At 62.6% G+C, this 22,964-nt stretch carries 18 protein-coding genes; 12 read left to right on the forward strand and 6 right to left on the reverse strand.

Annotated elements, in window-relative coordinates; genetic code table 11:
* Positions 1 to 81: 81 nt before the first annotated feature.
* Complete coding sequence (locus tag ACMGF5_RS16950; RefSeq protein ID WP_012313557.1) at positions 82 to 522, reverse strand: universal stress protein; 441 nt, start codon at positions 520 to 522, stop codon at positions 82 to 84.
* Positions 523 to 630: 108 nt separating this feature from the next.
* Between ACMGF5_RS16950 and ACMGF5_RS16955 the strand changes: the two genes are divergently transcribed.
* The 7 genes from ACMGF5_RS16955 to ACMGF5_RS16985 all read left to right on the forward strand — a co-directional run bounded on the left by ACMGF5_RS16955 (position 631) and on the right by ACMGF5_RS16985 (position 8,875).
* Positions 631 to 1,068, forward strand: a complete 438-nt coding sequence (locus ACMGF5_RS16955; RefSeq protein ID WP_039601787.1) for a hypothetical protein — start codon at positions 631 to 633, stop codon at positions 1,066 to 1,068.
* 486 nt (positions 1,069 to 1,554) lie between these two features.
* Complete coding sequence (fadB, locus tag ACMGF5_RS16960; protein ID WP_125923171.1) at positions 1,555 to 3,702, forward strand: fatty acid oxidation complex subunit alpha FadB; 2,148 nt, start codon at positions 1,555 to 1,557, stop codon at positions 3,700 to 3,702.
* A gap of 40 nt (positions 3,703 to 3,742) precedes the next feature.
* The gene (fadA, locus tag ACMGF5_RS16965) at positions 3,743 to 4,918 is read left to right on the forward strand and encodes an acetyl-CoA C-acyltransferase FadA (RefSeq protein ID WP_003248768.1); all 1,176 of its coding nucleotides are present in this window, start codon (positions 3,743 to 3,745) and stop codon (positions 4,916 to 4,918) included.
* An 80-nt stretch (positions 4,919 to 4,998) separates the two neighbouring features.
* Positions 4,999 to 5,250, forward strand: a complete 252-nt coding sequence (locus tag ACMGF5_RS16970) for a DUF1653 domain-containing protein (RefSeq protein WP_115275412.1) — start codon at positions 4,999 to 5,001, stop codon at positions 5,248 to 5,250.
* Between the two features lie 100 nt (positions 5,251 to 5,350).
* A complete protein-coding gene (gene topA, locus ACMGF5_RS16975; protein WP_046786461.1) occupies positions 5,351 to 7,960 on the forward strand; it encodes a type I DNA topoisomerase in 2,610 nt (869 codons plus the stop codon).
* Between the two features lie 115 nt (positions 7,961 to 8,075).
* Positions 8,076 to 8,591: a DUF6586 family protein gene (locus tag ACMGF5_RS16980; protein ID WP_119688575.1), complete on the forward strand. Its 516-nt coding sequence runs from the start codon at positions 8,076 to 8,078 to the stop codon at positions 8,589 to 8,591.
* Positions 8,592 to 8,641: 50 nt separating this feature from the next.
* Complete coding sequence (locus ACMGF5_RS16985; RefSeq protein ID WP_003248777.1) at positions 8,642 to 8,875, forward strand: hypothetical protein; 234 nt, start codon at positions 8,642 to 8,644, stop codon at positions 8,873 to 8,875.
* Positions 8,876 to 8,913: 38 nt separating this feature from the next.
* On the opposite strand, the gene sulA is transcribed toward ACMGF5_RS16985, so the two are convergent.
* Both sulA and lexA read right to left on the reverse strand, forming a co-directional pair.
* Positions 8,914 to 9,390: an SOS-induced cell division inhibitor SulA gene (gene sulA, locus ACMGF5_RS16990; RefSeq protein WP_115275410.1), complete on the reverse strand. Its 477-nt coding sequence runs from the start codon at positions 9,388 to 9,390 to the stop codon at positions 8,914 to 8,916.
* Between the two features lie 13 nt (positions 9,391 to 9,403).
* Positions 9,404 to 10,012 (reverse strand): transcriptional repressor LexA, encoded by a 609-nt coding sequence (lexA, locus tag ACMGF5_RS16995; protein ID WP_012313564.1) that lies wholly within the window; start codon positions 10,010 to 10,012, stop codon positions 9,404 to 9,406.
* Between the two features lie 220 nt (positions 10,013 to 10,232).
* Between lexA and ACMGF5_RS17000 the strand changes: the two genes are divergently transcribed.
* From ACMGF5_RS17000 to nagZ, 3 genes are read left to right on the forward strand one after another with little or no spacing between them, the layout of a single operon-like run.
* The gene (locus tag ACMGF5_RS17000) at positions 10,233 to 10,940 is read left to right on the forward strand and encodes a TetR/AcrR family transcriptional regulator (RefSeq protein WP_119688577.1); all 708 of its coding nucleotides are present in this window, start codon (positions 10,233 to 10,235) and stop codon (positions 10,938 to 10,940) included.
* A gap of 40 nt (positions 10,941 to 10,980) precedes the next feature.
* On the forward strand, positions 10,981 to 11,502 hold the full coding sequence (locus tag ACMGF5_RS17005; RefSeq protein ID WP_115275409.1) for a L,D-transpeptidase: 522 nt from the start codon (positions 10,981 to 10,983) through the stop codon (positions 11,500 to 11,502).
* A gap of 25 nt (positions 11,503 to 11,527) precedes the next feature.
* Positions 11,528 to 12,526 (forward strand): beta-N-acetylhexosaminidase, encoded by a 999-nt coding sequence (nagZ, locus tag ACMGF5_RS17010; RefSeq protein ID WP_414157864.1) that lies wholly within the window; start codon positions 11,528 to 11,530, stop codon positions 12,524 to 12,526.
* An 88-nt stretch (positions 12,527 to 12,614) separates the two neighbouring features.
* Here the strand turns inward: nagZ and ACMGF5_RS17015 are convergent, their stop codons facing one another.
* The 3 genes from ACMGF5_RS17015 to mfd are packed head-to-tail and all read right to left on the reverse strand — an operon-like array spanning position 12,615 to position 19,974.
* The gene (locus ACMGF5_RS17015; RefSeq protein WP_115275407.1) at positions 12,615 to 15,941 is read right to left on the reverse strand and encodes a DEAD/DEAH box helicase; all 3,327 of its coding nucleotides are present in this window, start codon (positions 15,939 to 15,941) and stop codon (positions 12,615 to 12,617) included.
* A 1-nt stretch (position 15,942) separates the two neighbouring features.
* Positions 15,943 to 16,515, reverse strand: coding sequence for a CsiV family protein (locus ACMGF5_RS17020; protein WP_115275406.1), 573 nt, complete (start codon positions 16,513 to 16,515; stop codon positions 15,943 to 15,945).
* Positions 16,516 to 16,524: 9 nt separating this feature from the next.
* A complete protein-coding gene (mfd, locus tag ACMGF5_RS17025) occupies positions 16,525 to 19,974 on the reverse strand; it encodes a transcription-repair coupling factor (protein WP_115275405.1) in 3,450 nt (1,149 codons plus the stop codon).
* Between the two features lie 168 nt (positions 19,975 to 20,142).
* On the opposite strand from mfd, the gene ACMGF5_RS17030 reads away from it, so the two are divergent.
* On the forward strand, positions 20,143 to 21,606 hold the full coding sequence (locus tag ACMGF5_RS17030) for a glyceraldehyde-3-phosphate dehydrogenase (protein WP_012313571.1): 1,464 nt from the start codon (positions 20,143 to 20,145) through the stop codon (positions 21,604 to 21,606).
* A 224-nt stretch (positions 21,607 to 21,830) separates the two neighbouring features.
* Complete coding sequence (locus tag ACMGF5_RS17035; protein WP_204920593.1) at positions 21,831 to 22,829, forward strand: FAD:protein FMN transferase; 999 nt, start codon at positions 21,831 to 21,833, stop codon at positions 22,827 to 22,829.
* The last annotated feature ends 135 nt before the right edge of the window (positions 22,830 to 22,964 follow it).

The following is a 22,964-nucleotide window of genomic DNA, read 5'->3' on the forward strand; positions in this document are numbered from 1 at the left end:
CCGGCCTCATCGCCGGCAAGCCGGCTCCCCCAGGATCTCTGTGGGAGCCGGCTTGCCGGCGATGAGGCCGGGCAGCCTGGATCATTCTTTCTTCTGCAACCGCACCGCCAGTACATCGCACGGCGCGCCATGCAACACGTCATTGGCCGTTGAGCCCAGCAGCAACGCCAGGCCATGGCGGCCATGGCTGCCAACCACGATCAGGTCGCAGTTCTGCTCCTTGGCCAGCTGGTGGATTTCCTGGCGCGGTTGGCCATAGGTCAGGTGAGAATCACCGCGGTTGATCTCGGGGTATTTGTTGAACAGGCGTTCCATGCGCTCCTTGGCCTGGTCGAACTGTTGCTGTTGCAGTTGCGACAGGTCCATTGGCACGTCACCGCCAAAGGCCATGGCCATGGGTTCGACGATATGCACCAGCGAGACCTTGGCGCCTGTGGGCTCGGCGAGCTTCATGGCTCGCTTGATCACCGGGTCGCACTCTTCGGTGAGGTCGACGGCGACCAGAAGATGTTCGTAAGGCATGAGCTGTACTCCTGACAATCGCGATAGTAGAAGTATGGTCGCTTCGGGCGGGTCTTGCGTGAAACCGAGTAACCCGCTCATTTGCAACGCTTTATGGGATCTACAGATATGACGGTATTGCTGGTGGTGTCAATCCTTGCGCTGATTCTCAGCCCGTTTGCCTGGCTGCGCCAGTCGCGCAAGCAAGGCGAGCAGATGAGCCTGCGCCTGGAGGCGCGGCGCATGGGGCTGGCCATGCAACTGGCACCGCAGCAGTGGCCGCACTGGCTGGAAAAAGAGCCGCCCAGCCCCTGCCCGCAGTACCACCGGGCGCGCCGGCGTGGGCGTGAAGACAGCTGGTGCTACTGGCAGGTCAGCCCTGGTGTGTGGTGGAACCAATGGCGTGAAGTGTGTGAGGAACCGCGTCTGAATGATGTTTTCTCACGGCTGCCGGGGACTGTTTACAAGGTCGAAGCCGACAAGCGCATGCTCGCGCTGTACTGGAGCGAGCGGGGTGACAAATCTGTGTTGCAGGATATTGCCTACGCCTTCGAAACCCTCGCCTGACATCGTTTCAACGACAAAGCGGCAACTTGGCAGGACCCCATCAGGGGCAGATGCCAAGTTGCCGCTTTGTCGTTTCTGCAGAGCAGAAAAGGCCAGGCAGGCCGGGAAATTCTTGAAGCCAGTCGCAGTGTAGCCAACCTGCAGCGGTGTGCATCGAAAAATGCTGCGGTGTACTTCTTGTGGTCAATCGCTGACATGAATGATCAGCAATCACTGTCATCATGATTTATACCCAGACGCTAGAAAATGACCGGAAAGTCGCGTTTCCACCATGCCTGTGAGCATTTGACAACGCCGACCTTTTCGGAGAATGTGTGCATACCCAAATCAAACGGGCGTATGAATTGAGCGTTTGTATGTCACAGCGCTCATCCAGAATCCCGACTAGCGCGCTGACGGGTGTGCCTGGGCAAGAGCAGCGAAGCGCTGCTTTTCCACCAGCGATCGGCGTGTACAGTTCAGCTTCCATATCGTGGAGATCAGTTGATGATTTACGAAGGTAAAGCCATCACGGTTAAGGCTCTTGAAAGCGGCATCGTCGAACTGAAGTTCGACCTCAAGGGTGAGTCCGTCAACAAGTTCAATCGCCTGACCCTGGACGAGCTGCGCCAGGCCGTCGATGCCATAAAGGCCGACGCCTCGGTGAAGGGCGTGATCGTCAGCAGTGGCAAGGACGTGTTCATCGTCGGCGCCGACATCACCGAGTTCGTCGACAACTTCAAGCTGCCCGAGGCCGAACTGGTTGCCGGCAATCTGGAAGCCAACCGCATCTTCAACGCGTTCGAAGACCTCGACGTGCCGACCGTTGCCGCGATCAACGGCATCGCCCTGGGCGGCGGCCTGGAAATGTGCCTGGCGGCCGACTATCGGGTCATGTCCACCTCTGCCAAGATCGGCCTGCCGGAAGTCAAGCTGGGTATCTACCCTGGCTTCGGCGGTACCGTGCGCCTGCCGCGTCTGATCGGCTCGGACAACGCCATCGAGTGGATTGCCGCCGGCAAGGAAAACCGCGCTGAAGACGCCCTGAAAGTCGGTGCGGTCGACGCCGTCGTCGCCCCTGAACTGCTGCAGGCCGGTGCCCTCGACCTGGTCAAGCGCGCCATCAGCGGTGAGCTGGACTACAAGGCCAAGCGCCAGCCCAAGCTGGAAAAGCTCAAGCTCAATGCCATCGAGCAGATGATGGCCTTCGAGACTGCCAAGGGCTTCGTCGCTGGCCAGGCCGGCCCGAACTATCCGGCGCCGGTCGAAGCCATCAAGTCGATCCAGAAGGCCGCCAACTTCGGTCGCGACAAGGCGCTGGAAGTCGAGGCAGCAGGCTTTGCCAAGCTGGCCAAGACTTCGGTTGCCCAAAGCCTGATCGGCCTGTTCCTGAATGATCAGGAGCTCAAGCGCAAAGCCAAGGCCCATGACGAAATCGCTCACGATGTGAAGCAGGCTGCCGTGCTCGGCGCCGGCATCATGGGTGGCGGCATCGCTTACCAGTCGGCGGTCAAGGGCACCCCGATCCTGATGAAGGACATCCGCGAGGAAGCCATCCAGCTGGGCCTGAACGAGGCGTCCAAGCTGCTCGGCAACCGCGTCGAAAAAGGCCGCCTGACTCCGGCGAAGATGGCCGAGGCACTCAATGCCATTCGCCCGACACTGTCCTACGGTGATTTCGCCAACGTCGACATCGTCGTCGAAGCCGTGGTCGAGAACCCGAAGGTCAAGCAGGCAGTGCTGGCTGAAGTGGAAGGCCAGGTGAAAGAGGATGCGATCCTTGCGTCCAACACCTCGACCATCTCCATCAACCTGCTGGCCAAGGCGCTCAAGCGCCCCGAGAACTTCGTCGGCATGCACTTCTTCAACCCGGTGCACATGATGCCGCTGGTCGAAGTCATCCGTGGCGAGAAGTCCAGTGAAGTGGCGGTCGCCACCACCGTGGCCTACGCCAAGAAGATGGGCAAGAACCCGATCGTGGTCAACGATTGCCCGGGCTTCTTGGTCAACCGCGTGCTGTTCCCGTACTTCGGCGGCTTCGCCAAGCTGGTCAGCGCTGGTGTCGACTTCGTGCGCATCGACAAGGTCATGGAGAAGTTCGGCTGGCCGATGGGCCCGGCCTACCTGATGGACGTGGTCGGCATCGACACCGGCCACCACGGCCGCGATGTGATGGCCGAAGGCTTCCCGGACCGCATGAAGGACGAGCGCCGCTCGGCCGTCGACGCCCTGTATGAGGCCAATCGCCTGGGCCAGAAGAACGGCAAGGGTTTCTATGCCTACGAAACCGACAAGCGTGGCAAGCCGAAGAAGGTCTTCGACGCCACCGTGCTCGATGTGCTCAAGCCGATCGTCTTCGAGCAGCGTGAAGTCACCGACGAAGACATCATCAACTGGATGATGGTCCCGCTGTGCCTGGAGACCGTGCGCTGCCTGGAAGACGGCATCGTCGAAACCGCTGCCGAAGCGGACATGGGCCTGGTATACGGCATTGGTTTCCCTCCGTTCCGTGGTGGTGCGCTGCGTTACATCGATTCGATCGGTGTGGCCGAATTCGTTGCCCTGGCTGATCAGTACGCCGATCTGGGGCCGCTGTACCACCCGACCGCGAAGCTGCGCGAAATGGCCAAGAACGGCCAGCGCTTCTTCAGCTGAGCAGCCAACGCCTTTGAGAGAGTAGAGCGAGATTATTGATATGAGCCTCAATCCAAGAGACGTGGTGATTGTCGACTTCGGTCGCACCCCGATGGGCCGCTCCAAGGGTGGCATGCACCGCAACACCCGTGCTGAAGACATGTCTGCGCACCTGATCAGCAAGCTGCTGGAGCGCAACGGCAAGGTCGACCCCAAAGAAGTCGAGGACGTGATCTGGGGCTGCGTCAACCAGACCCTGGAGCAGGGCTGGAACATCGCCCGCATGGCGTCGCTGATGACCCAGATCCCGCACACCTCGGCCGCCCAGACCGTCAGCCGCCTGTGCGGCTCGTCGATGAGCGCGCTGCACACCGCCGCCCAGGCGATCATGACCGGCAACGGCGACGTGTTCGTGGTCGGTGGTGTCGAGCACATGGGGCACGTCAGCATGATGCATGGCGTGGACCCCAACCCGCACCTGTCCTTGCACGCTGCCAAGGCTTCCGGGATGATGGGCCTGACTGCCGAGATGCTCGGCAAGATGCACGGCATCACCCGTGAGCAACAGGACCTGTTCGGCCTGCGTTCGCACCAGCTCGCACACAAGGCGACGGTCGAAGGCAAGTTCAAGGACGAGATCATCCCGATGCAGGGCTATGACGAGAACGGTTTCCTGAAGGTCTTCGACTTCGACGAGACCATTCGCCCGGAAACCACCCTTGAAGGCCTGGCATCGCTCAAGCCTGCGTTCAACCCCAAAGGTGGTACGGTCACAGCCGGTACTTCGTCGCAGATTACCGATGGCGCTTCGTGCATGATCGTCATGTCTGGCCAGCGTGCGATGGACCTCGGTATCCAGCCGTTGGCGGTGATCCGCTCCATGGCAGTGGCTGGTGTGGACCCGGCGATCATGGGCTACGGCCCTGTACCGTCGACCCAGAAAGCCCTGAAGCGTGCCGGGCTGACCATGGCCGATATCGACTTCATCGAGCTCAATGAAGCCTTTGCTGCACAGGCCCTGCCAGTGCTCAAAGATTTGAAAGTGCTCGACAAGATGGATGAGAAGGTTAACCTGCACGGCGGCGCCATTGCCTTGGGTCACCCGTTCGGTTGCTCCGGGGCACGCATTTCCGGCACCCTGCTCAACGTCATGAAGCAAAATGGCGGTACGTTGGGCGTGGCCACCATGTGCGTCGGCCTCGGTCAGGGCATCACCACTGTCTTCGAACGCGTCTGATCGCGTAGCGGGACAGCAGCCGGGGCCTTGTGCCCCGGCTTTTGTTTTTTTACAGAATTTGTTTCAAGAGGGAAGGCGACATGCAGATACAACCAGGCGTATACCGGCATTACAAAGGGCCTGAGTACCGTGTCTTCAGTGTCGCACGGCACTCCGAAAGCGAAGAGTGGATGGTTTTCTACCAATGCCTGTATGGTGACCACAGCTTCTGGGTACGACCACTTTCGATGTTCCAGGAGTCGGTCGAGGTTGACGGCGAGCAGGTGCCACGCTTTGCTTTGGTCAAGGCCGAAGAAGGGTTGCCTGAACGGCTTGGCAAGGCGCACGAGTGAACGACCGCGCTTGACCTCACTCTATTGCCACTATATATAGCGGTGCCGCGTCCGGCACCTGACGCGTTTTTCATCTTCAGATTCAGGAATACTCCGATCCATGGGCAAATCGCTGGTCATTGTGGAATCCCCGGCCAAGGCCAAGACCATCAACAAGTACCTGGGCAACCAGTACGTGGTGAAGTCGAGTATCGGCCACATCCGTGACCTCCCCACCAGCGGTTCGGCCAGCGCCAGCAAAGAGCCGGCCGCCAAGCGTGGCAAGGCTGCGGGTGAGGCGCCGGCCCTGTCGCCGAAAGAGAAGGCCCGTCGCCAGCTGGTGGCGCGCATGGGCGTCGACCCCGAGCACGGCTGGAAGGCCAAGTACGAGATCCTGCCTGGCAAGGAAAAGGTGATCGAAGAGTTGCGCCGCCTGGCCAAGGATGCTGACACCATCTATCTCGCGACCGACTTGGACCGCGAAGGGGAAGCCATCGCCTGGCACCTGCGCGAGGCCATCGGTGGCGACGACACCCGCTACAAGCGTGTGGTGTTCAACGAAATCACCAAAAAAGCCATCCAGGATGCGTTCTCGAAGCCCGGCGAGCTGGATATCGATCGTGTCAATGCCCAGCAGGCGCGCCGTTTCCTTGACCGCGTGGTGGGCTACATGGTCTCGCCACTGCTGTGGGCCAAGATCGCCCGTGGCCTGTCGGCCGGGCGTGTTCAGTCGGTGGCCGTGAAGCTGGTGGTCGAGCGTGAGCGCGAGATCCGTGCCTTCATCCCCGAAGAGTACTGGGAGGTGCACGCCGACCTTGGCACTGCCAAGGACGCCAAGGTGCGTTTCGAGGTGACCCGCGAGAAAGGCGAGGCCTTCAAGCCGCTGAACGAAGCGCAGGCCATGGCTGCACTGAGCAAGCTCAAGGCGTCCAGCTACAGCGTGCTCAAGCGTGAAGACCGCCCGACCAGCAGCAAGCCGTCGGCACCGTTCATCACCTCCACCCTGCAACAGGCTGCAAGCAACCGCCTGGGCTTCGGCGTGAAGAAGACCATGATGATGGCTCAGCGGCTATACGAAGCGGGCTACATCACCTACATGCGTACCGACTCGACCAACCTGTCGGTCGACGCGCTGGACATGGCGCGCAGCTACATCGAGCGTGAGTTCGGCAAGCAGTACCTGCCCGAAGCACCGCTGGTGTACGGCAGCAAAGAAGGCGCTCAGGAGGCCCACGAAGCGATTCGTCCTTCCGACGTCAATACGCACCCAACCAAGCTCAGCGGCATGGAGCGTGACGCCGAGCGCCTGTACGAGCTGATCTGGCGCCAGTTCCTCGCCTGCCAGATGCCGCCTGCGCAGTACCTGTCCACCAGTGTGACCGTGGCTGCCGGTGATTTCGAGCTGCGTGCCAAAGGTCGCATCCTCAAGTTCGACGGTTATACCCGTGTGCTGCCTCAGCAGAGCAAGCCGGGCGAAGATGACGTGTTGCCCGAGATGGTCCAGGGTGAAGCGCTCAAGCTGATCCAGATCGACCCCAGTCAGCACTTCACCAAGCCACCTGCGCGCTTTACCGAAGCCAGCCTGGTCAAGGAAATGGAAAAGCGCGGTATTGGCCGCCCGTCGACCTACGCAGCCATCATTTCCACCATCCAGGATCGCGGTTACGTAACACTGCACAATCGCCGCTTCTACTCCGAGAAGATGGGCGACATCGTTACCGAGCGCTTGTCGGAAAGCTTCGCCAACCTGATGGACTACGGTTTCACCGCCGTCATGGAGGAGAGCCTGGATGACGTGGCGCAGGGCGAGCGTGACTGGAAGAACGTTCTGGACGAGTTCTACGGCGACTTCAGCAAGAAACTGCTGACGGCAGAATCAGCCGAAGGCGGCATGCGTGCCAACCAACCGACCATGACCAACATTCCGTGCAAGGAATGTGGGCGGCCGATGATGATCCGGACTGCCTCCACCGGCGTGTTCCTGGGTTGCTCGGGTTACAGCCTGCCGCCCAAAGAGCGCTGCAAGGCCACGGTCAACCTGGTGCCGGGCGATGAAATCGCTGCGGACGACGAAGGTGAATCGGAGTCGCGCGTGCTGTTGGGCAAGCACCGCTGCCCGATCTGCGCCACGGCCATGGATGCCTACCTGCTCGACGAGAAGCACAAGCTGCATATCTGCGGTAACAACCCTGATTGCGTCGGCTACGAGATCGAAGAGGGCAGTTACCGCATCAAGGGTTACGAAGGGCCGAGCCTGGAGTGTGACAAGTGCGGCAGCGAGATGCAGCTCAAGACCGGCCGGTTCGGCAAGTTCTTCGGTTGCACCAACCCTGCGTGCAAGAACACCCGCAAGCTGCTCAAGAGTGGCGAGGCGGCACCACCGAAGATGGACAAGGTGGACATGCCAGAGCTCAAGTGCGAGAAGGTCGACGACACCTACGTGCTGCGTGACGGTGCTTCTGGGTTGTTCCTGGCAGCCAGCCAGTTCCCCAAGAATCGCGAGACCCGTGCGCCGCTGGTGCTGGAGATCGTGCCGCACAAGCATGAGATCGACCCCAAGTACCACTTCCTGTGCGATGCGCCGCAGAAAGACCCCGAGGGTCGCCCGGCAGTGATCCGCTACAGCCGCAAGACCAAAGAGCAATACGTGCAGTCCGAGGTCGATGGCAAGCCTACCGGGTGGAAGGCGTTCTACGACGGTAATGCCTGGAAGGTTGAAGACAAGCGCTGATCGTTTCAGTGATGTAATTGGGGCCGCTTAGCGGCCCCAATTCATTGGTGACAAGTACACGCCGATCCCTGAAACTGCAGGTATTCGCCTTGCAGCCTTAGGGAGGTCACTCAAGATGGCCCAGGAACTCTACACCCGCACCAACCAGAAGCTCTTCTTCGCCGGCCTTGCCCTTGAGTCCATGGCCAAGGCTGTCGACAGCCAGGCCATGAATGCACAAGGCCTGGTGCAGGCCGAGCGCGAATCTGCGCTGTTCCACCTGTATGGCGCGCTACTGGGCTTGTGTCACGAGATTGGCGGCTTCTACCGCCTGCCGGCCGCGCCCAGTGTCGAGCAATTGCTCGCCGATGACGCCCTGAATGACATCGCCATTCCCGAGGTGGCTGAGTTGCTGGAACTGGCCAGGCAGCGGGAAACCTGGCTGGCACAATTGCTCACCGCTTATGCCGATTTGTTCCGACCACCGGTCGCGAAAAAAACCGCGAAAACCGATGTCACTCAGCCACTCATCCAGGCCGTCAACCTCGACGAACCCGAGCAGGCTGCGCTGTCGCGTGAAGAGCTGGAAAGCTGGCGCAACAACCTCAAAGGCCTGGTGAGACGATTCCGTGACGCGTTGAGTGAGTGCTGATATTCGCCTTGGCTGGTACAATACTGGCCTTTCGCGGAGAACAGCCCTTTATGTCTACGTCTTTTCTAGAAATTGTCGAGTTGCCTGATGGCCGAATCGAACTGCGTCGTGCCGAGGACGAAGGCTCCCTGGTAACCCTGGATTTCTCGGAAGACGCCAAGGTATTCCTGCAGGGGCAACACGTTGAGGTTGCCAAGGCCATGCTGAGCGTGGGCGTGCAGATGGCGGGGCGCCTCATGGATGGCGAACTCGAGCGCGACGAAGGGCCGCGCGTACTTCACTGACACCCAGGTTGTTTCGGGTTACAGGCAAAGCCTGAACATCAGCCGAGGCGGATGTTCAGGCTTTGTGCGTTTCCGGCACTGGCTGCACGCAACAGTTGCTGTCGCGCGGTGGCATTTACGCTGCCAAGCCAGCTGACAACCGTGTGGCTACGGCCAAGGCGCAGGGCGTCACAGGCCAGTTGCAGTGCGCTCTGATTGCCGCGCGGCTGCAGCAGCAGAATGCGCTCGCGGTTGAGGCCGGCATCGCGCAACCAGGCCTGGGTCAGGCTGCCCGGCGGTGCGATAAGCGTCAGCCAGCGGGCCTCTTGCTCTTCGCTCAGTTCGCGTAGCACCGGTGCCAGCAAGGTCTGGCAATGTTCGGGTGCGCCACGCAGGGACAGTTCACTGAACAGGTCCGGTTCGCTGCTCTTGCGCGCCTGCTCGCTGGCCTTCAGGCCTGGCAGTACCGGTTGGGCGAGGAAGGCTTCGAACAAAGGAAGCTGTACCTGCTGTTGTGCTTGGACGAACTGTTGCATGACGCCTCCTGGTTCAGCGGCGAATTACGCCGACACTCAAACCTTCGATCACCATTTCCTGCTCTTTCAGGTCGACTTCGATGGGGGCGAAATCGGGGTTTTCGGCGATCAGCCAGACCTTGCTGCCTTCGCGTTTGAAACGTTTGACGGTCACTTCGTCGCCGATACGGGCGACGACGATCTGCCCGTTACGGGCCTCGCGGCAGGTGTGCACGGCCAGCAGGTCGCCGTCGAAGATGCCGACGTCCTTCATGCTCATGCCGTGTACGCGCAGCAGGTAGTCGGCGCGGGGGTGGAAGAAGGATGGATTGATGTTGCAAGATTGTTCGATGTGCTGCTCGGCAAGGATCGGTGCACCGGCTGCTACCCGGCCGATGATCGGCAGGCCGTTTTCTTCGGCCTTGGCTTCAAAACCGGGGATGCGGATGCCGCGGGATGCGCCTGGGGTCATCTCGATCGCGCCTTTGCGCGCGAGGGCCTTGAGGTGCTCCTCGGCGGCGTTGGGCGACTTGAAGCCCAGCTCCTGAGCGATCTCTGCGCGCGTCGGCGGGAAGCCGTTGTCTTCAAGGCAGCGTTTGATGAAGGCCAGGATTTCGGCTTGGCGGGGCGTCAGTTTCAACATGGCGGGCGCTCTGTCTTTTTATACAGTGACTGGGATTATATACAGTACTGGATGAGCTGCAAGCTCCACGCGACAAGAAAAAGCAGCGCGCACACCTCTTGCGGCTTGCAGCTTGCAGCTCTGGGCTTTCTAATGGCGACCGCACAGTCACCGAGCCTTGACATCCGTAGGCCTGAAACGTATGTTTCAAACACCTGTTTGTCTGTCTGGCGGAGTAGTCATGGCCCAATCGGAAACCGTTGAACGCATTCTCGATGCTGCCGAGCAATTGTTCGCGGAAAGGGGGTTCGCGGAAACCTCGTTGCGGCTGATTACCAGCAAGGCCGGGGTCAACCTGGCGGCGGTCAATTACCATTTCGGCTCCAAGAAGGCGCTGATCCAGGCGGTCTTTTCCCGTTTCCTCGGGCCGTTCTGCGCCAGCCTCGAACGTGAGCTGGAGCGTCGCCAGGCCAAGCCGGAACAAAAGCCCAGCCTCGAAGAACTGCTGGAAATGCTCGTGGAGCAGGCACTGGTGGTGCAGCCACGCAGCAACAACGACCTGTCGATCTTCATGCGCCTGCTGGGCCTGGCCTTCAGCCAGAGCCAGGGGCACCTGCGGCGCTACCTGGAAGACATGTATGGCAAGGTGTTCCGCCGCTACATGTTGCTGGTCAATGAAGCCGCGCCACGCATCCCTGCGCTCGAACTGTTCTGGCGCGTGCACTTCATGCTCGGTGCCGCGGCGTTCAGCATGTCCGGCATCAAGGCATTGCGCGCCATTGCCGAAACCGACTTTGGTATCAACACCTCCATAGAGCAGGTCATGCGCCTGATGGTGCCGTTCCTGGCCGCTGGCATGCGCGCCGACAGCGGTGTCACCGACGAGGCGATGGCCACCGCACAGTTGCGCCCGCGCAGTAAAACCGCCAGCACCACCGCCAAGGCCTGAAGGCTGGGCGGGGCAGGGCGCTTGGGCTAAGCTAGCGCCCATGCCCGACCTCGATCTCCTGCACATTTCCCTCGCTGACCAGCGCCTCTATGGCTTTGCCAATGGGCAGTTGTGCGTGCGCCTGGCGGTGTCGACCGCACGCAATGGCGCCGGTGAGCGCAATGGCTCCGGCTGCACGCCACGCGGCCTGCACCAGGTGCGAGCGAGGATCGGGGCGGGCTTGCCGCTCAATGCCGTGCTGCGTGGGCGGCGCTGGACCGGTGAGGTCTGGTCGCCGGCGTTGCACGCACAGCATCCCGGGCGTGACTGGGTGCTTACCCGCATCCTCTGGCTCAGCGGTTGCGAGGCCGGGGTCAACCGTCTGGGCGCCGTGGACACGTTCCGTCGCTATATCTATCTGCATGGCACGCCCGACACGGAACCCTTGGGCATACCGCTGTCCCATGGCTGCATTCGCCTGCGCAACACCGATCTGCTTGGCCTGTTCGAGCGCGTACCGGCGCATTGCCCGGTGCGTATCGAGGAGGCCGCATGCCCCCAGTGGGCTTCTTTAAGTCTGTAATGAAGGATTGCCTATGACCGTCAGCCTGCAAGGCTCCCTGATGGTGGATATCGCCGGTAAATGGCTGACCGCCGAAGACCGCCAGCTCCTGCGCCAGCCGGAAGTGGCTGGCCTGATCATCTTTGCACGCAACATCGACAGCCCGCGCCAGGTGCGTGAACTGTGCGCGTCCATTCGCGCCATTCGTCCCGATCTGATTCTGGCCGTCGACCAGGAAGGTGGGCGTGTGCAGCGTTTGCGTCAGGGCTTCGTGCGCCTGCCAGCCATGCGCGCGATCGCCGATAACGCCAATGCCGAGTACCTCGCCGAGCAGTGCGGTTGGTTGATGGCCACTGAGGTGCTGGCGGTTGGCCTGGACCTGAGCTTCGCCCCTGTGCTCGACCTGGATCACCAGCGTAGCGCTGTGGTCGGCAGCCGCGCGTTCGAAGGCGACCCGCAACGTGCCACGCAGCTGGCCGGCGCCTTCATCCGCGGGATGAATGCAGCGGGCATGGCTGCCTGTGGCAAGCATTTCCCGGGGCATGGCTGGGCGGAGGCGGACTCCCACGTGGCCATTCCGACGGACGAGCGCAGCCTCGAGCAACTGCGCCAGGCAGATCTGGTGCCGTTCTCCCGCCTCAGCGGGAAGCTGGCGGCAGTGATGCCGGCGCATGTCATCTATCCGCAGGTGGACAACCAGCCGGCCGGGTTCTCGCGCCGTTGGTTGCAGGACATCCTGCGCGGCGAACTGGGCTTTGACGGGGTGATCTTCAGTGACGACCTGTCGATGGCCGGTGCGCATGTGGTCGGCGATGCGGCCAATCGGATCGAGGCGGCGCTGAGTGCGGGTTGTGACATGGGCCTGGTGTGCAATGACCGGGCGGCAGCAGAGCTGGCTTTGAGCGCGGCGCAGCGGCTGAAGGTAAAGCCATCGCCGCGGATTGCACGCATGCGCGGGCAGGGGTTTGCGCGGACCGATTATCGCCAGCAGCCGCGTTGGCTGGAGGCGCTAGCGGCGTTGCGCGAGGCGCAATTGGTCGATTGACTGTGCCGGCCCCCACAGGTATCTCGCTGCTGTCCAAGGCAGTGAAAGTCCTGTGGGGGCTTGCCAGCGAAGTAGCCGGGACTGACTGCTAGCGCGCCCGCTTTCCGGGTAGCGGAGCAAACAACGCTTCGATTTCCTCATCCCCCAGACGCCACTGCCCAGCCTCTGCCCCGTCGAGCAAGCTTGCTGCCAGCGCTGCTTTTTCCTGCTGCAGCTGCTGAATCTTCTCTTCAACGGTACCGCGCGTGATCAGCTTGAACACGAACACCGGCTTGTCCTGGCCGATGCGGTACGCGCGGTCGGTGGCCTGGTTCTCGCTGGCCGGGTTCCACCACGGGTCGAAGTGAATCACGGTGTCGGCAGCCGTCAGGTTCAGCCCCACGCCGCCGGCCTTGAGGCTGATCAGAAACACTTCGCTCTCGCCCTGCTGGAACTGCTGCACCGGTGTGCGCCGGTCACGGGTGTCGCCGGTGAGCAGGCTGTAGCGGATCTTGCGCTTTTCCAGCTCTTGTTCGATCAATGCCAGCATCGAGGTGAACTGCGAGAACAACAGCACCCGGCGCCCTTCGCTGAGCAGTTCTTCGAGCATGTCCAGCAGCGCGCCGAGCTTGCCCTTGTCAGCCTGATTGCCCTTGGTCTCGACCCCTTTGACCAGGCGTAAATCGCAACATACCTGGCGCAGCTTGAGCAGCGCATCGAGGATTACGATCTGGCTGCGTGCCGCGCCATTGCGCGCGATTTCGTCGCGCACTTTCTTGTCCATCGCCACGCGTACGGCCTCGTAGGTATCACGCTGGGCGTCGCTGAGCTCGACCCAATGGACCATTTCGGTCTTGGGAGGCAATTCGGTCGCTACCTGCTCCTTGGTGCGGCGCAGCAGGAACGGGCGGATGCGGGTGACCAGGTGCGCCAGACGTTCCGCGTCGCCATGGCGTTCGATAGGCGTACGGTAATCCTGATTGAAGCGTTTGAGCTCGCCCAGCCAGCCGGGCATGAGAAAGTGGAAGATCGACCACAGCTCGCCCAGGTTGTTTTCCATTGGCGTGCCGGTCAGGCACAGACGCTGGTTGGCCTGCAGCTCGCAGACAGCCTGGGCGGCCTTGCTGGTGCTGCTCTTGATGTTCTGCGCCTCGTCCAGCACCAGTACGCTCCACTGCTGCGCGCGCAGGTGCTCGAGGTCGCGCGGCACCAGGGCGTAGGTGGTCAGTACCAGGTCGTATTCGTGCAGCTTGGCGAAATGCTTGCTGCGGCCGGGGCCGTGCAGGGCCAGGACGCGCAGGTCGGGGGCGAAGCGTTGGGCTTCGTCGAGCCAGTTTGGCACCAGGCTGGTCGGCATCACTGCCAGGGCAGGGTGGGCGAGGCGCCCGTTCTGCTTTTCCAGCAGCAGGTGGGCCAGGGCCTGCAAGGTCTTGCCCAGGCCCATGTCGTCGCCAAGGATGCCGCCGGTGCCCATTTCGCGCAGGGCCTGCAACCAGTTCAGGCCCTGCTGCTGATAGGGGCGCAGGGTGGCGTTGAGCGCTGCGGGCGGCGCGACCTGCAGGTCGCGTGCATCGCGCAGGCGCCGGCCCAGGTCGCGCACATGGGCGCCACCTTCCCAGTGCAGGGGCAAATGTTCGATGTCGTTCAGGCGTGCCGCGTCGGCGCGGTCCATGCGCAGGGTGGGGCCGACGTTGTCCTCGTGCAGGTACAGTTCACCCAGGGTGCCCATGACCGACTTGATTCGCCCGTAGGGCAGGGCGACGCGCAGCGCGGGGGCGTCCAGCCGGCCGCGGTTGAGGTCGATCAGCAGGTGTTCGTCGTCGCTGCGCCGGGCCAGCTCGCTGGGCCGCAGCAACTCGGGGTTGCTGCGCAGCAGCTGCAGCACGATGGGCAGCAGGCTGTGGCGCTGGCCTTCGACGACGATGCCCAGCTCCAGGTCGAACCATTCATGGCCTGGTGCTTCCTCGATGCTGGCGTACCAGTCGTCCACCTCATGCAGGTTGAAGGCGAAGTCGCGGTGGATGTCGACTTCCCAGCCTGCCTCGCGCAGGCGCGGCAGGCCGTCGCGGGCGAAGCGTAGCCAGGCTTCGTCGTCGGGCAGCTGAAGCATCTCGCCCGCGCTGTCTGGCAGCGCCTTGCTTTGCCGGGTGGCGGGCTTGAAGCCCAGCTCGCGCAGTGCCTTGCGCAGTGCCTGCTCGGCCGGGGGCTGGCGGCGGATGCGCTGGCTGGTGGTATCCACCAGTCGGGTCAATGGCTTGTCGTCGCTGCCACTGGCGCGCAGCCCATCGTAGTCGAAGGAAAGGGCGGCGCGGTGTTGCATCTGGCGCTGCATACGCCCGGTCTTGGGCATGTAGGCGCTGAATTCGAGACTGCCAAGGGTCAGCCGGCCCTTGGGCTGGATGTTTTCGATCTGCTCGGTGACCACGGCGGTGGGGGTCGGGACTTGCCGGTTCAAGGCGTTCAGTCGATGACTCAAAGGTACTACCAGGTGTTCAGGTACGGTTGGCGCGCGTGCGAGCTGGCTGGCGATGAAGGGGTCGAGATCATGCTGCAGCTCGCCGGTCTGATGCGAATGCCGGTCGATGTAGTGCAAAGGCTCGATGGGCAGTACCTGCAGCTGCAGGTGCTGGTCATGGTGCCAGGCGCCCCTGTAGCTGCCGTTGTCCAGCCTGACCCAGCGGAACTCGGCATGCAGTTGCGGCCCGGCATGCAAAGGCGTGGGGTCGTCTTCATACAGCAGGCGCCCGGTCGCCAAGGCGTAGCTCAAAAGCTCCGCCCCTTGCTTGCCTTCCAGTTGCGCCACGGGCGTCAGCGTTTTGCTGCGGGCATCGATCAGGCGCAACAGCCGAGCGTCATCTTCCGTAACGTAACGGGGTGTGTAGTAGATCATCTCCGGCATTGAGGTGATGCGGCCGATTTTCAGCGTACCGTCGGTTTGTAGCGTGCCCTTGATCGGCTCGAGCTGAAAGTGTTCGCTATCGCTGTGAATGCGGTAGTAGATGGCCGGACCTTTGCGTGCCGGTTCGCTACTGGCTGCAGCCTTGGAGGGCGATTCGAGCCCCTGCACCCACAGGTTCAGGTCGGGCGGCAGCGACAGCGCGGCTTGCTCCTGAGTTGCGGCTGCCTCAAGGTTTCCACCTTCGAGCTCCAGTTGCAGCAACGCAGCGACGCAGTGCTTGCAATTCAATCCTACCGGGCAGGAGCAGCTCCCAAAGACGCGCAGGTCGCCGTAATTCAACACCAGCTTGATATCCTGATGGTAAATCTGGCCCGCCGAGCCCTCGCACCTCGCCTCGATGGAATGGCCCTGCAGCGAAAGGATTCGCGTTCGTTCCTGCGCTGCATATTTACGGCCTCGGGCCAGTGCGCCCGCGTCGATAAAATCGACCCAGTCCGGATGGGCTCTGAGCAGTTGCCGTGCGTCGCCCTCAGTCACATCACTGCTCCATCATCTCCGGGTCCATCACCGGCATCTTCCGTGTACCTGGCGGGGTGACCTTCAGCAGCACCGCCAGGTGGCCGCCATCAAGGAAGGTCAGCTGGCCGCCCTTGATGGTGCTGTTGCTCTGTTTGAACTGCTCGCTCTTGAGCACATTGCCGTTGCTGTCGAGCTGGTTGACCCAGAAATTGGCCTCCACGGCGATGAAGCGCCCTTCGGTGATGCTCAGGTTGCCTTCGATCGGGAAGTGGCCGAACTGCTCCTGGCCATCACCCAGGGCGATGCGGCTTGGCGTGTCGCCGACCTGCTGCTGCCAGGCCTTGTGCAGCAGCACGGTGTAGTCGGCCGTGGCTTGCAGGCGGGTGGCTTCATCTTCCAGCGCCAGTGGGCGTTCGGCGCTCTTTTCCAGGCGCAGGGCGCCGGCGCTCCAGTCCTCAGGGGCGTACGGGCTGGTGAAGGCCGGCACGCTGTTTTGCCGCACAAGGATCATTTCCACCTGATAAAGACCTTCAGCGAAGGCGGCCGGCGCGAACAGCGCAAGCAACAAGGTCAGGCAACGGATGGCACGCATGGATCTTCCTTAGGCTGTCTGTGGGGTCAGGCGCTCGAACAGCGCCTCCAGAGTGTTGAAGCGTTCGTCGGGCCGTTCCATCGGTACCAGGAAGCGGAACTGGGTTGCGCCTTCGAACTTGTAGCGTTTTGGCTGGCCCTGGATCAGCTTGATCAGGGTCAGCGGGTCGACTGGGGTTTCGGCCTCGAACTCGAGCTTGCCGCCGTTCGGGCCGGCATCGACTTTCTTGATGCCGAGCTTTTCCGCCTGCAGCTTGAGCTGGGTCAGGCGCATCAGGTTCTTGGTCGGCTCGGGCAGCAGGCCGAAGCGGTCGATCATCTCCACCTGCAGGTCCTTGAGGCCCTCTTCGTCAGTCGCCGAGGCGATGCGCTTGTAGAGGATAAGCCGCGCATGCACGTCGGGCAGGTAGTCCTCGGGGATCAGTGCCGGCAGGCGCAGGTTGACTTCCGGGCCGCCGCCCAGCGGCTGTTCCAGGTTCGGCTGGGTGCCCTTGCGAATGGCCTTGACCGCCCGTTCGAGCATTTCCATGTAAAGGGTAAAGCCCACGGCCTGGATCTGCCCGCTCTGGCCTTCGCCCAGCAGCTCGCCGGCGCCGCGGATTTCCAGGTCGTTGGTGGCCAGCACGAAGCCGGCGCCCAGGTCCTGGGTGTTGGCAATGGCTTCCAGGCGTTTCTCGGCGTCGGCGCTCACTTTTTGCCGCGCCGGTGTCAGCAGGTAGGCGTAGGCCTGGTGGTGGCTGCGGCCGACCCGGCCACGCAACTGGTGCAACTGGGCCAGGCCGAACTTGTCGGCGCGCTCGATGACGATGGTGTTGGCGCTGGGCACGTCGATGCCGGTCTCGATGATGGTCGAGGCGATCAGCACGTTGAAGCGCTTGTGGTAGAAGTCGCTCATCACCTGTTCCAGCTCGCGCTCGCGCATCTGCCCATGGCCGATGCCGATACGCGCTTCGGGGACCAGTTCGGCAAGGTCGGCGGCGCATTTTTCGATGGTTTTCACATCGTTGTGCAGGTAGTACACCTGGCCGCCGCGCAGCAGTTCACGCAGCAGCGCTTCTTTCACCGTGCTGTTGTTGTGCTCCATGACGAAGGTGCGCACCGACAGGCGCCGGGCCGGCGGCGTGGCGATGATGGACAGGTCGCGCATGCCGGCCACGGCCATGTTCAGTGTTCGCGGAATCGGTGTCGCGGTCAGGGTGAGGATGTCCACCTCGCTGCGCAGGGCCTTGAGCTGTTCCTTCTGGCGTACGCCAAAGCGGTGCTCTTCGTCGATCACTACCAGGCCCAGGTCCTTGAAGCGCACATCGTCCTGCAGCAGCTTGTGCGTGCCGATCAGGATGTCGATCTTGCCTTCGGCCAGGTCCGCTGCAGCGCTGGCCACTTCCTTGGCCGATTTGAAACGGCTCATCACCTCGACCGTCACCGGCCAGTCTGCGAAGCGGTCGCGGAAGCTGTTGTAGTGCTGCTGTGCAAGCAGGGTGGTAGGCACCAACACCGCTACCTGGCGGCCACTGTGCACGGCGATGAAGGCTGCGCGCATGGCGACCTCGGTCTTGCCGAAGCCGACGTCGCCGCACACCAGGCGGTCCATCGGCTTGGCGGCGAGCATGTCGGCGCGTACCGCTTCGATGGCATTCTGCTGGTCGGGGGTTTCTTCGAAGGGGAAACCTGCGCTGAAGGTGGCATAGTCGGCGGCCGGGTCGGCGAAGGCGTACCCTTTGCGGGCGGCGCGGCGGGCGTAGATGTCGAGCAGCTCGGCGGCCACGTCGCGGACCTGTTCGGCGGCTTTGCGCTTGGCCTTCTGCCAGGCTTCCGAGCCCAGCCGGTGCAGCGGCGCCAGGGCGTCATCGCTGCCGGTGTAGCGGGCAATCAGGTGCAGGTTGGCCACTGGGACGTAGAGCTTGGCGCCCTCGGCGTACTCCAGGGTCAGGAACTCGGCGGCCTGGCCGTCGATCTCCAGCGTGGCCAGGCCCAGGTAGCGACCCACGCCATGGTCGATGTGCACCACCGGGGCGCCTTCGCGCAGCTCGGTAAGGTTCTTGATCACTGCATCATTGGCGGCCTCGCCGCGCTTGTCGCGGCGCCGGCGCTGCATCACGCGCTGGCCGAACAGTGGGCTTTCGGCGACCAGGGCGATGGCAGGGTCTTCGAGCAGCAGGCCTTCGTCCAGCGGGGCGATGGTGATCGCAAGGCGCTGGCTGCCGGTGATGAAGTCAGCCCAGCCCTCGACTGTCTGCGGCCTCAGCTTGAGGCGCTCGAGCAGCTCCAGCAGCACCTCGCGACGGCCCGCCGATTCGGCGGTGAACAACACCCGGCCGCTGAACTGGTCGAGGAAGTCGGACAATGCCGCCAGCGGCTGGTTGGCCTTGGCTTCGATGGCCAGGTTGGGCAGGGTGCGGGCGGGGAAGCGCTCACGGCCGGTACCAGGCTCGACATCATCGGCACTGACCACCACGCGCGGCCACTGCTTGAGCTGGGCGAAGCAGTCTTCCACCGGCAGGAACAGTTCAGAAGGCGGCAGCAATGGGCGGCTCAAGTCGCCGCGGCGGTCTTCGTAGCGCCCGCGCACGTCGTTCCAGAAGTGCTCGGCAGCCTGCTCGACGCCCGGCAGCGAGAACACCTGGGTGTCGCTTGGCAGGTAGTCGAACAGGGTCGAGGTTTCTTCGAAGAACAGCGGCAGGTAGTACTCGATGCCGGCGGGGATGATGCCGCTGGCCAGGTCCTGGAAGATCGCGCTGCGGCGGAAGTCGACATCGAAACGCTCACGGAAGCGTGCCTTGAAGCGCGTCACTTCCTCTTTCTGCATGGGGAATTCGCGTGCCGGCAGCAGGCGGATCGAGTCGACCTTGTCGATCGAGCGCTGGGTCTCCGGGTCGAAGGTGCGCAGGGTCTCGATCTCGTCGTCGAACAGGTCGATGCGGTAGGGCAGCTTGCTGCCCATCGGGAACAGGTCGATCAGCGCGCCGCGTACGGCGAACTCGCCATGTTCGTAGACCGTGTCGACGCAGCGGTAGCCAGTGGCCTCCAGGCGTGAGCGCATCTGCTCTACATCGATGGTCTGGCCGACGTCCAGCACCAGGCTGCTGCCGAGCAGGAAGCGCGTGGGGGCCAGGCGGTGCAGGGCCGTGGTGATCGGCACCACGAGGATGCCATGGCTCAACTCCGGCAGCCGGTAGAGGCTGGCGATGCGCTGGGAAATGATGTCCTGGTGTGGCGAGAACAGGTCGTAGGGCAGGGTTTCCCAGTCTGGGAACGGCAGCACCGGAAGGCCGGGGGCGAAGAAGCGCAGCTCCTGCTCCAGACGGTCGGCAGCCTGGCTGTCGGCGGTCAGCAGCAGGGTGAAGCGGCCAGCACTGCTGGCGGCCTCGGCGATGGCAAGGCTGAGGGCGGCACCGGGCAGGTTGCCCCAGGTTTGTTTGCCGGCCGTGGCCGACATTTGCGGTAGGCGCAGAACTGACACGGGAGATTGCACTCCAAGCGTTGCGGCAAAGAGACCGATTGTACCGGTGCCGGTGCGTGCTGTCAGGCTCGGAAAGGGCATGAGCACGGGCTTTGGCTCCCACGACAGGCGCTCATTGCCGGTTACGCGTTGGGGCGTCATAATGTAGCCCCTTTTTTCTCCCCCTACATGTGGAAGGTTCCCGTGACTCAGAAGCCCGACCAGTGTCTTGGTGAGTGGATCGATCGTGAAGCTCTGGCTGAAGCGATGATCCCGCTTATCGGTCAGCTCTACCGCAACAACAACGTGGTGAGCTCGATCTATGGCCGCAGCCTGATCAACCGTTCGGTTATCTCGATCCTCAAGGCCCACCGCTTTGCGCGTCACCGTCAGACCGACGAAACCGAACTGTCCGTCCACGAGACATTCCCCCTGCTCAAAGCCATGAGCGAGCTGAAACTGGGCGCCGCTTCGGTCGACCTGGGCAAGCTGGCCAACAAGTTCAAGCAGGAAGGCAACGGCAAGACCGCCGAGCAGTTCGTGCGTGAAGAACTGGCCGACGTGGTTGGCCAGCAGAACGCTTCGGCGCGCAAGGGCACCGACGTTGTCCTGTACGGTTTCGGCCGCATCGGCCGCCTGCTGGCGCGCATCCTGATCGAGAAGACCGGTGGTGGCGACGGCCTGCGCCTGCGTGCAATCGTTGTGCGCAAGGGTGCCGAAAACGACCTGGTCAAGCGCGCCAGCCTGCTGCGCCGTGACTCGGTGCACGGCCCGTTCGATGGCACCATCACCATCGACGAAGCCAACAACACCATCACTGCCAACGGCAACCTGATCCAGATCATCTACGCCAAGAGCCCGAGCGAAGTCGACTACACCCAGTACGGCATCGACAACGCCCTGATCGTCGACAACACCGGCGTATGGCGTGATGCCGACGGCCTGGGCCAGCACCTGGCCTGCCCGGGCGCTGCCCGCGTGATCCTCACCGCACCTGGCAAGGGCGCGCTGAAGAACATCGTGCACGGCATCAACCACGGTGACATCACCGCCGAGGACAAGATCATCTCGGCAGCTTCGTGCACCACCAACGCCATCGTGCCGGTGCTCAAGGCCATCAACGACCAGTACGGCATCGTCAATGGTCACGTCGAAACCGTTCACTCGTTCACCAACGACCAGAACCTGATCGACAACTTCCACAAGGGCAGCCGTCGTGGTCGCGCCGCGCCGCTGAACATGGTCATCACCGAAACCGGTGCTGCCACTGCTGCCGCCAAGGCGCTGCCGGTGCTCAAGGGCAAGCTGACCGGCAACGCCATTCGCGTACCGACGCCGAACGTGTCGATGGCCATCCTGAACCTGAACCTGGAAAAGGCCACCAACCGCGAAGAAATCAACGAGTACCTGCGCCAGACCGCCATGCACTCGGAGCTGCACAAGCAGATCGATTACGTCAGCTCGCAGGAAGTGGTTTCCACCGACTTCGTAGGCTCGCGCCACGCGGGTGTGGTTGACGCCGAAGCGACCATCGCCAACGATAACCGCGTTGTCCTGTACGTCTGGTACGACAACGAATTCGGTTACAGCTGCCAGGTGGTTCGCGTGATGGAAGACATGGCTGGTGTGAACCCGCCAGCGTTTCCACGCTAATTCGCTTGTAAGGCAATGAAAAAACGGGAACCTTCGGGTTCCCGTTTTTTATGGCTGCACCGGCCAGCAATTTGTAGGAGCGGCCTTGTGTCGCGAAAGGACCGCAAAGCGGCCCCAGGTCTCAGCTGAGCAACACAAATTGCTGGGGCTGCTGCGCAGCCCTTTCGCGACACAAGGCCGCTCCTACAAGGTCGCGCCGATGCTGGCAACCGAGAACTATACATTTGCGCACAGCCTTCCTGTTCATCCTCATGCTGCTGACCGGCTGCAACCAAGGCCCCACCCTGGAGCGCCTCGGCGGCCCTGCCATGGGCAGCAGCTACAGCGTCCAGTACGTCCGCGAGCCAGGCGGGCCGGCGCCTGTCCAGGTACAGGCGGCAGTGGAAACGATCCTGCAGGGCATAGATCAGCACTACTCGACCTACCGCGGCGACTCTGCGGTGAGCCAGTTCAATCAGCTCCCCGGCAACCAGTGCCTGGCCTTGCCGTCAGACATGCTCGAACTGGTCACCTTCGGCCAGCACTTGGCCGAACAGAGCGATGGTGCCTTTGACCTCACTGTCGAGCCGCTGCTCGACCTCTGGGGTTTCGGCCCCCAGGCCCGCCATGAGCAGGTGCCAGAACCGCAGGCGCTGGCCAATGCCCGCCTGCGTGTGGGCTACCAGCACTTGCGCATCGAGGGCCAGGCATTGTGCAAGGACGCCCCGGTGCAACTGGACTTCAACAGCATCGCCGCTGGCCACGCCGTGGACCTGATTGCTGCACGCCTGCGTGCCATGGGTATCGCCAGCTTCATTGCCGAAGTTACCGGCGAGCTCAAGGCGGTGGGCGGCAAACCCGATGGCAGCCCATGGCGCATCGCCCTGGAATTGCCCCGCGAAGACCGTCAGATCGCCCGCCAGGTAATACCGGTCAACGGCCTGGGTGTATCGACCTCGGGTGACTATCGGCACTATTTCGAGCAGAATGGCCGGCGCTATTCGCACACCTTCGATGCTCGTCTCGGGCGCCCGGTCGATCATGACCTGGCTGCCGTCACCGTGCTTGATGCCTCGGCGCTGCAGGCCGACGGCTACTCGACCCTGTTGCTGATCCTCGGGCCCGAGCGCGGCTGGGATTTTGCCATCGCTCATGACCTGGCGGCGGTATTGGTGACTCGGGCAGAGGGTGGCTTCGTCTCCCGAGCTACGCCCGCTTTCGAGCGGGCGCTCAAAGGCAGGTGAAAGCGCAAGCAGGGACGGTAGCTGCCAGGGAATCGGTGGATGCACATGTAGTGCAGGCAAAATTGGCCTACGACGCGACCAAGGGTTAATGTGCGCGGCGTTCACGCTTGATTAGACTGCACCCGAATTTTCTCA

This window comes from Pseudomonas sp. BNK-15, assembly GCF_047456105.1.
Taxonomy (GTDB): Bacteria; Pseudomonadota; Gammaproteobacteria; order Pseudomonadales; family Pseudomonadaceae; genus Aquipseudomonas; species Aquipseudomonas putida_E.

Excerpts from the sequence above, each read along its gene's own strand:
- sulA (WP_115275410.1), bottom strand. The coding sequence starts at position 9,390 with ATGCAACAGTTCGTCCAAGCACAACAGCAGGTACAGCTTCCTTTGTTC.
- ACMGF5_RS17005 (WP_115275409.1), top strand. The coding sequence starts at position 10,981 with ATGCCCGACCTCGATCTCCTGCACATTTCCCTCGCTGACCAGCGCCTC.
- lexA (WP_012313564.1), bottom strand. The coding sequence starts at position 10,012 with ATGTTGAAACTGACGCCCCGCCAAGCCGAAATCCTGGCCTTCATCAAA.
- ACMGF5_RS16950 (WP_012313557.1), bottom strand. The coding sequence starts at position 522 with ATGCCTTACGAACATCTTCTGGTCGCCGTCGACCTCACCGAAGAGTGC.
- ACMGF5_RS16985 (WP_003248777.1), top strand. The coding sequence starts at position 8,642 with ATGTCTACGTCTTTTCTAGAAATTGTCGAGTTGCCTGATGGCCGAATC.
- ACMGF5_RS17020 (WP_115275406.1), bottom strand. The coding sequence starts at position 16,515 with ATGCGTGCCATCCGTTGCCTGACCTTGTTGCTTGCGCTGTTCGCGCCG.
- fadB (WP_125923171.1), top strand. The coding sequence starts at position 1,555 with ATGATTTACGAAGGTAAAGCCATCACGGTTAAGGCTCTTGAAAGCGGC.
- ACMGF5_RS16955 (WP_039601787.1), top strand. The coding sequence starts at position 631 with ATGACGGTATTGCTGGTGGTGTCAATCCTTGCGCTGATTCTCAGCCCG.
- ACMGF5_RS16970 (WP_115275412.1), top strand. The coding sequence starts at position 4,999 with ATGCAGATACAACCAGGCGTATACCGGCATTACAAAGGGCCTGAGTAC.
- fadA (WP_003248768.1), top strand. The coding sequence starts at position 3,743 with ATGAGCCTCAATCCAAGAGACGTGGTGATTGTCGACTTCGGTCGCACC.
- ACMGF5_RS16980 (WP_119688575.1), top strand. The coding sequence starts at position 8,076 with ATGGCCCAGGAACTCTACACCCGCACCAACCAGAAGCTCTTCTTCGCC.
- topA (WP_046786461.1), top strand. The coding sequence starts at position 5,351 with ATGGGCAAATCGCTGGTCATTGTGGAATCCCCGGCCAAGGCCAAGACC.
- ACMGF5_RS17030 (WP_012313571.1), top strand. The coding sequence starts at position 20,143 with ATGTGGAAGGTTCCCGTGACTCAGAAGCCCGACCAGTGTCTTGGTGAG.
- ACMGF5_RS17000 (WP_119688577.1), top strand. The coding sequence starts at position 10,233 with ATGGCCCAATCGGAAACCGTTGAACGCATTCTCGATGCTGCCGAGCAA.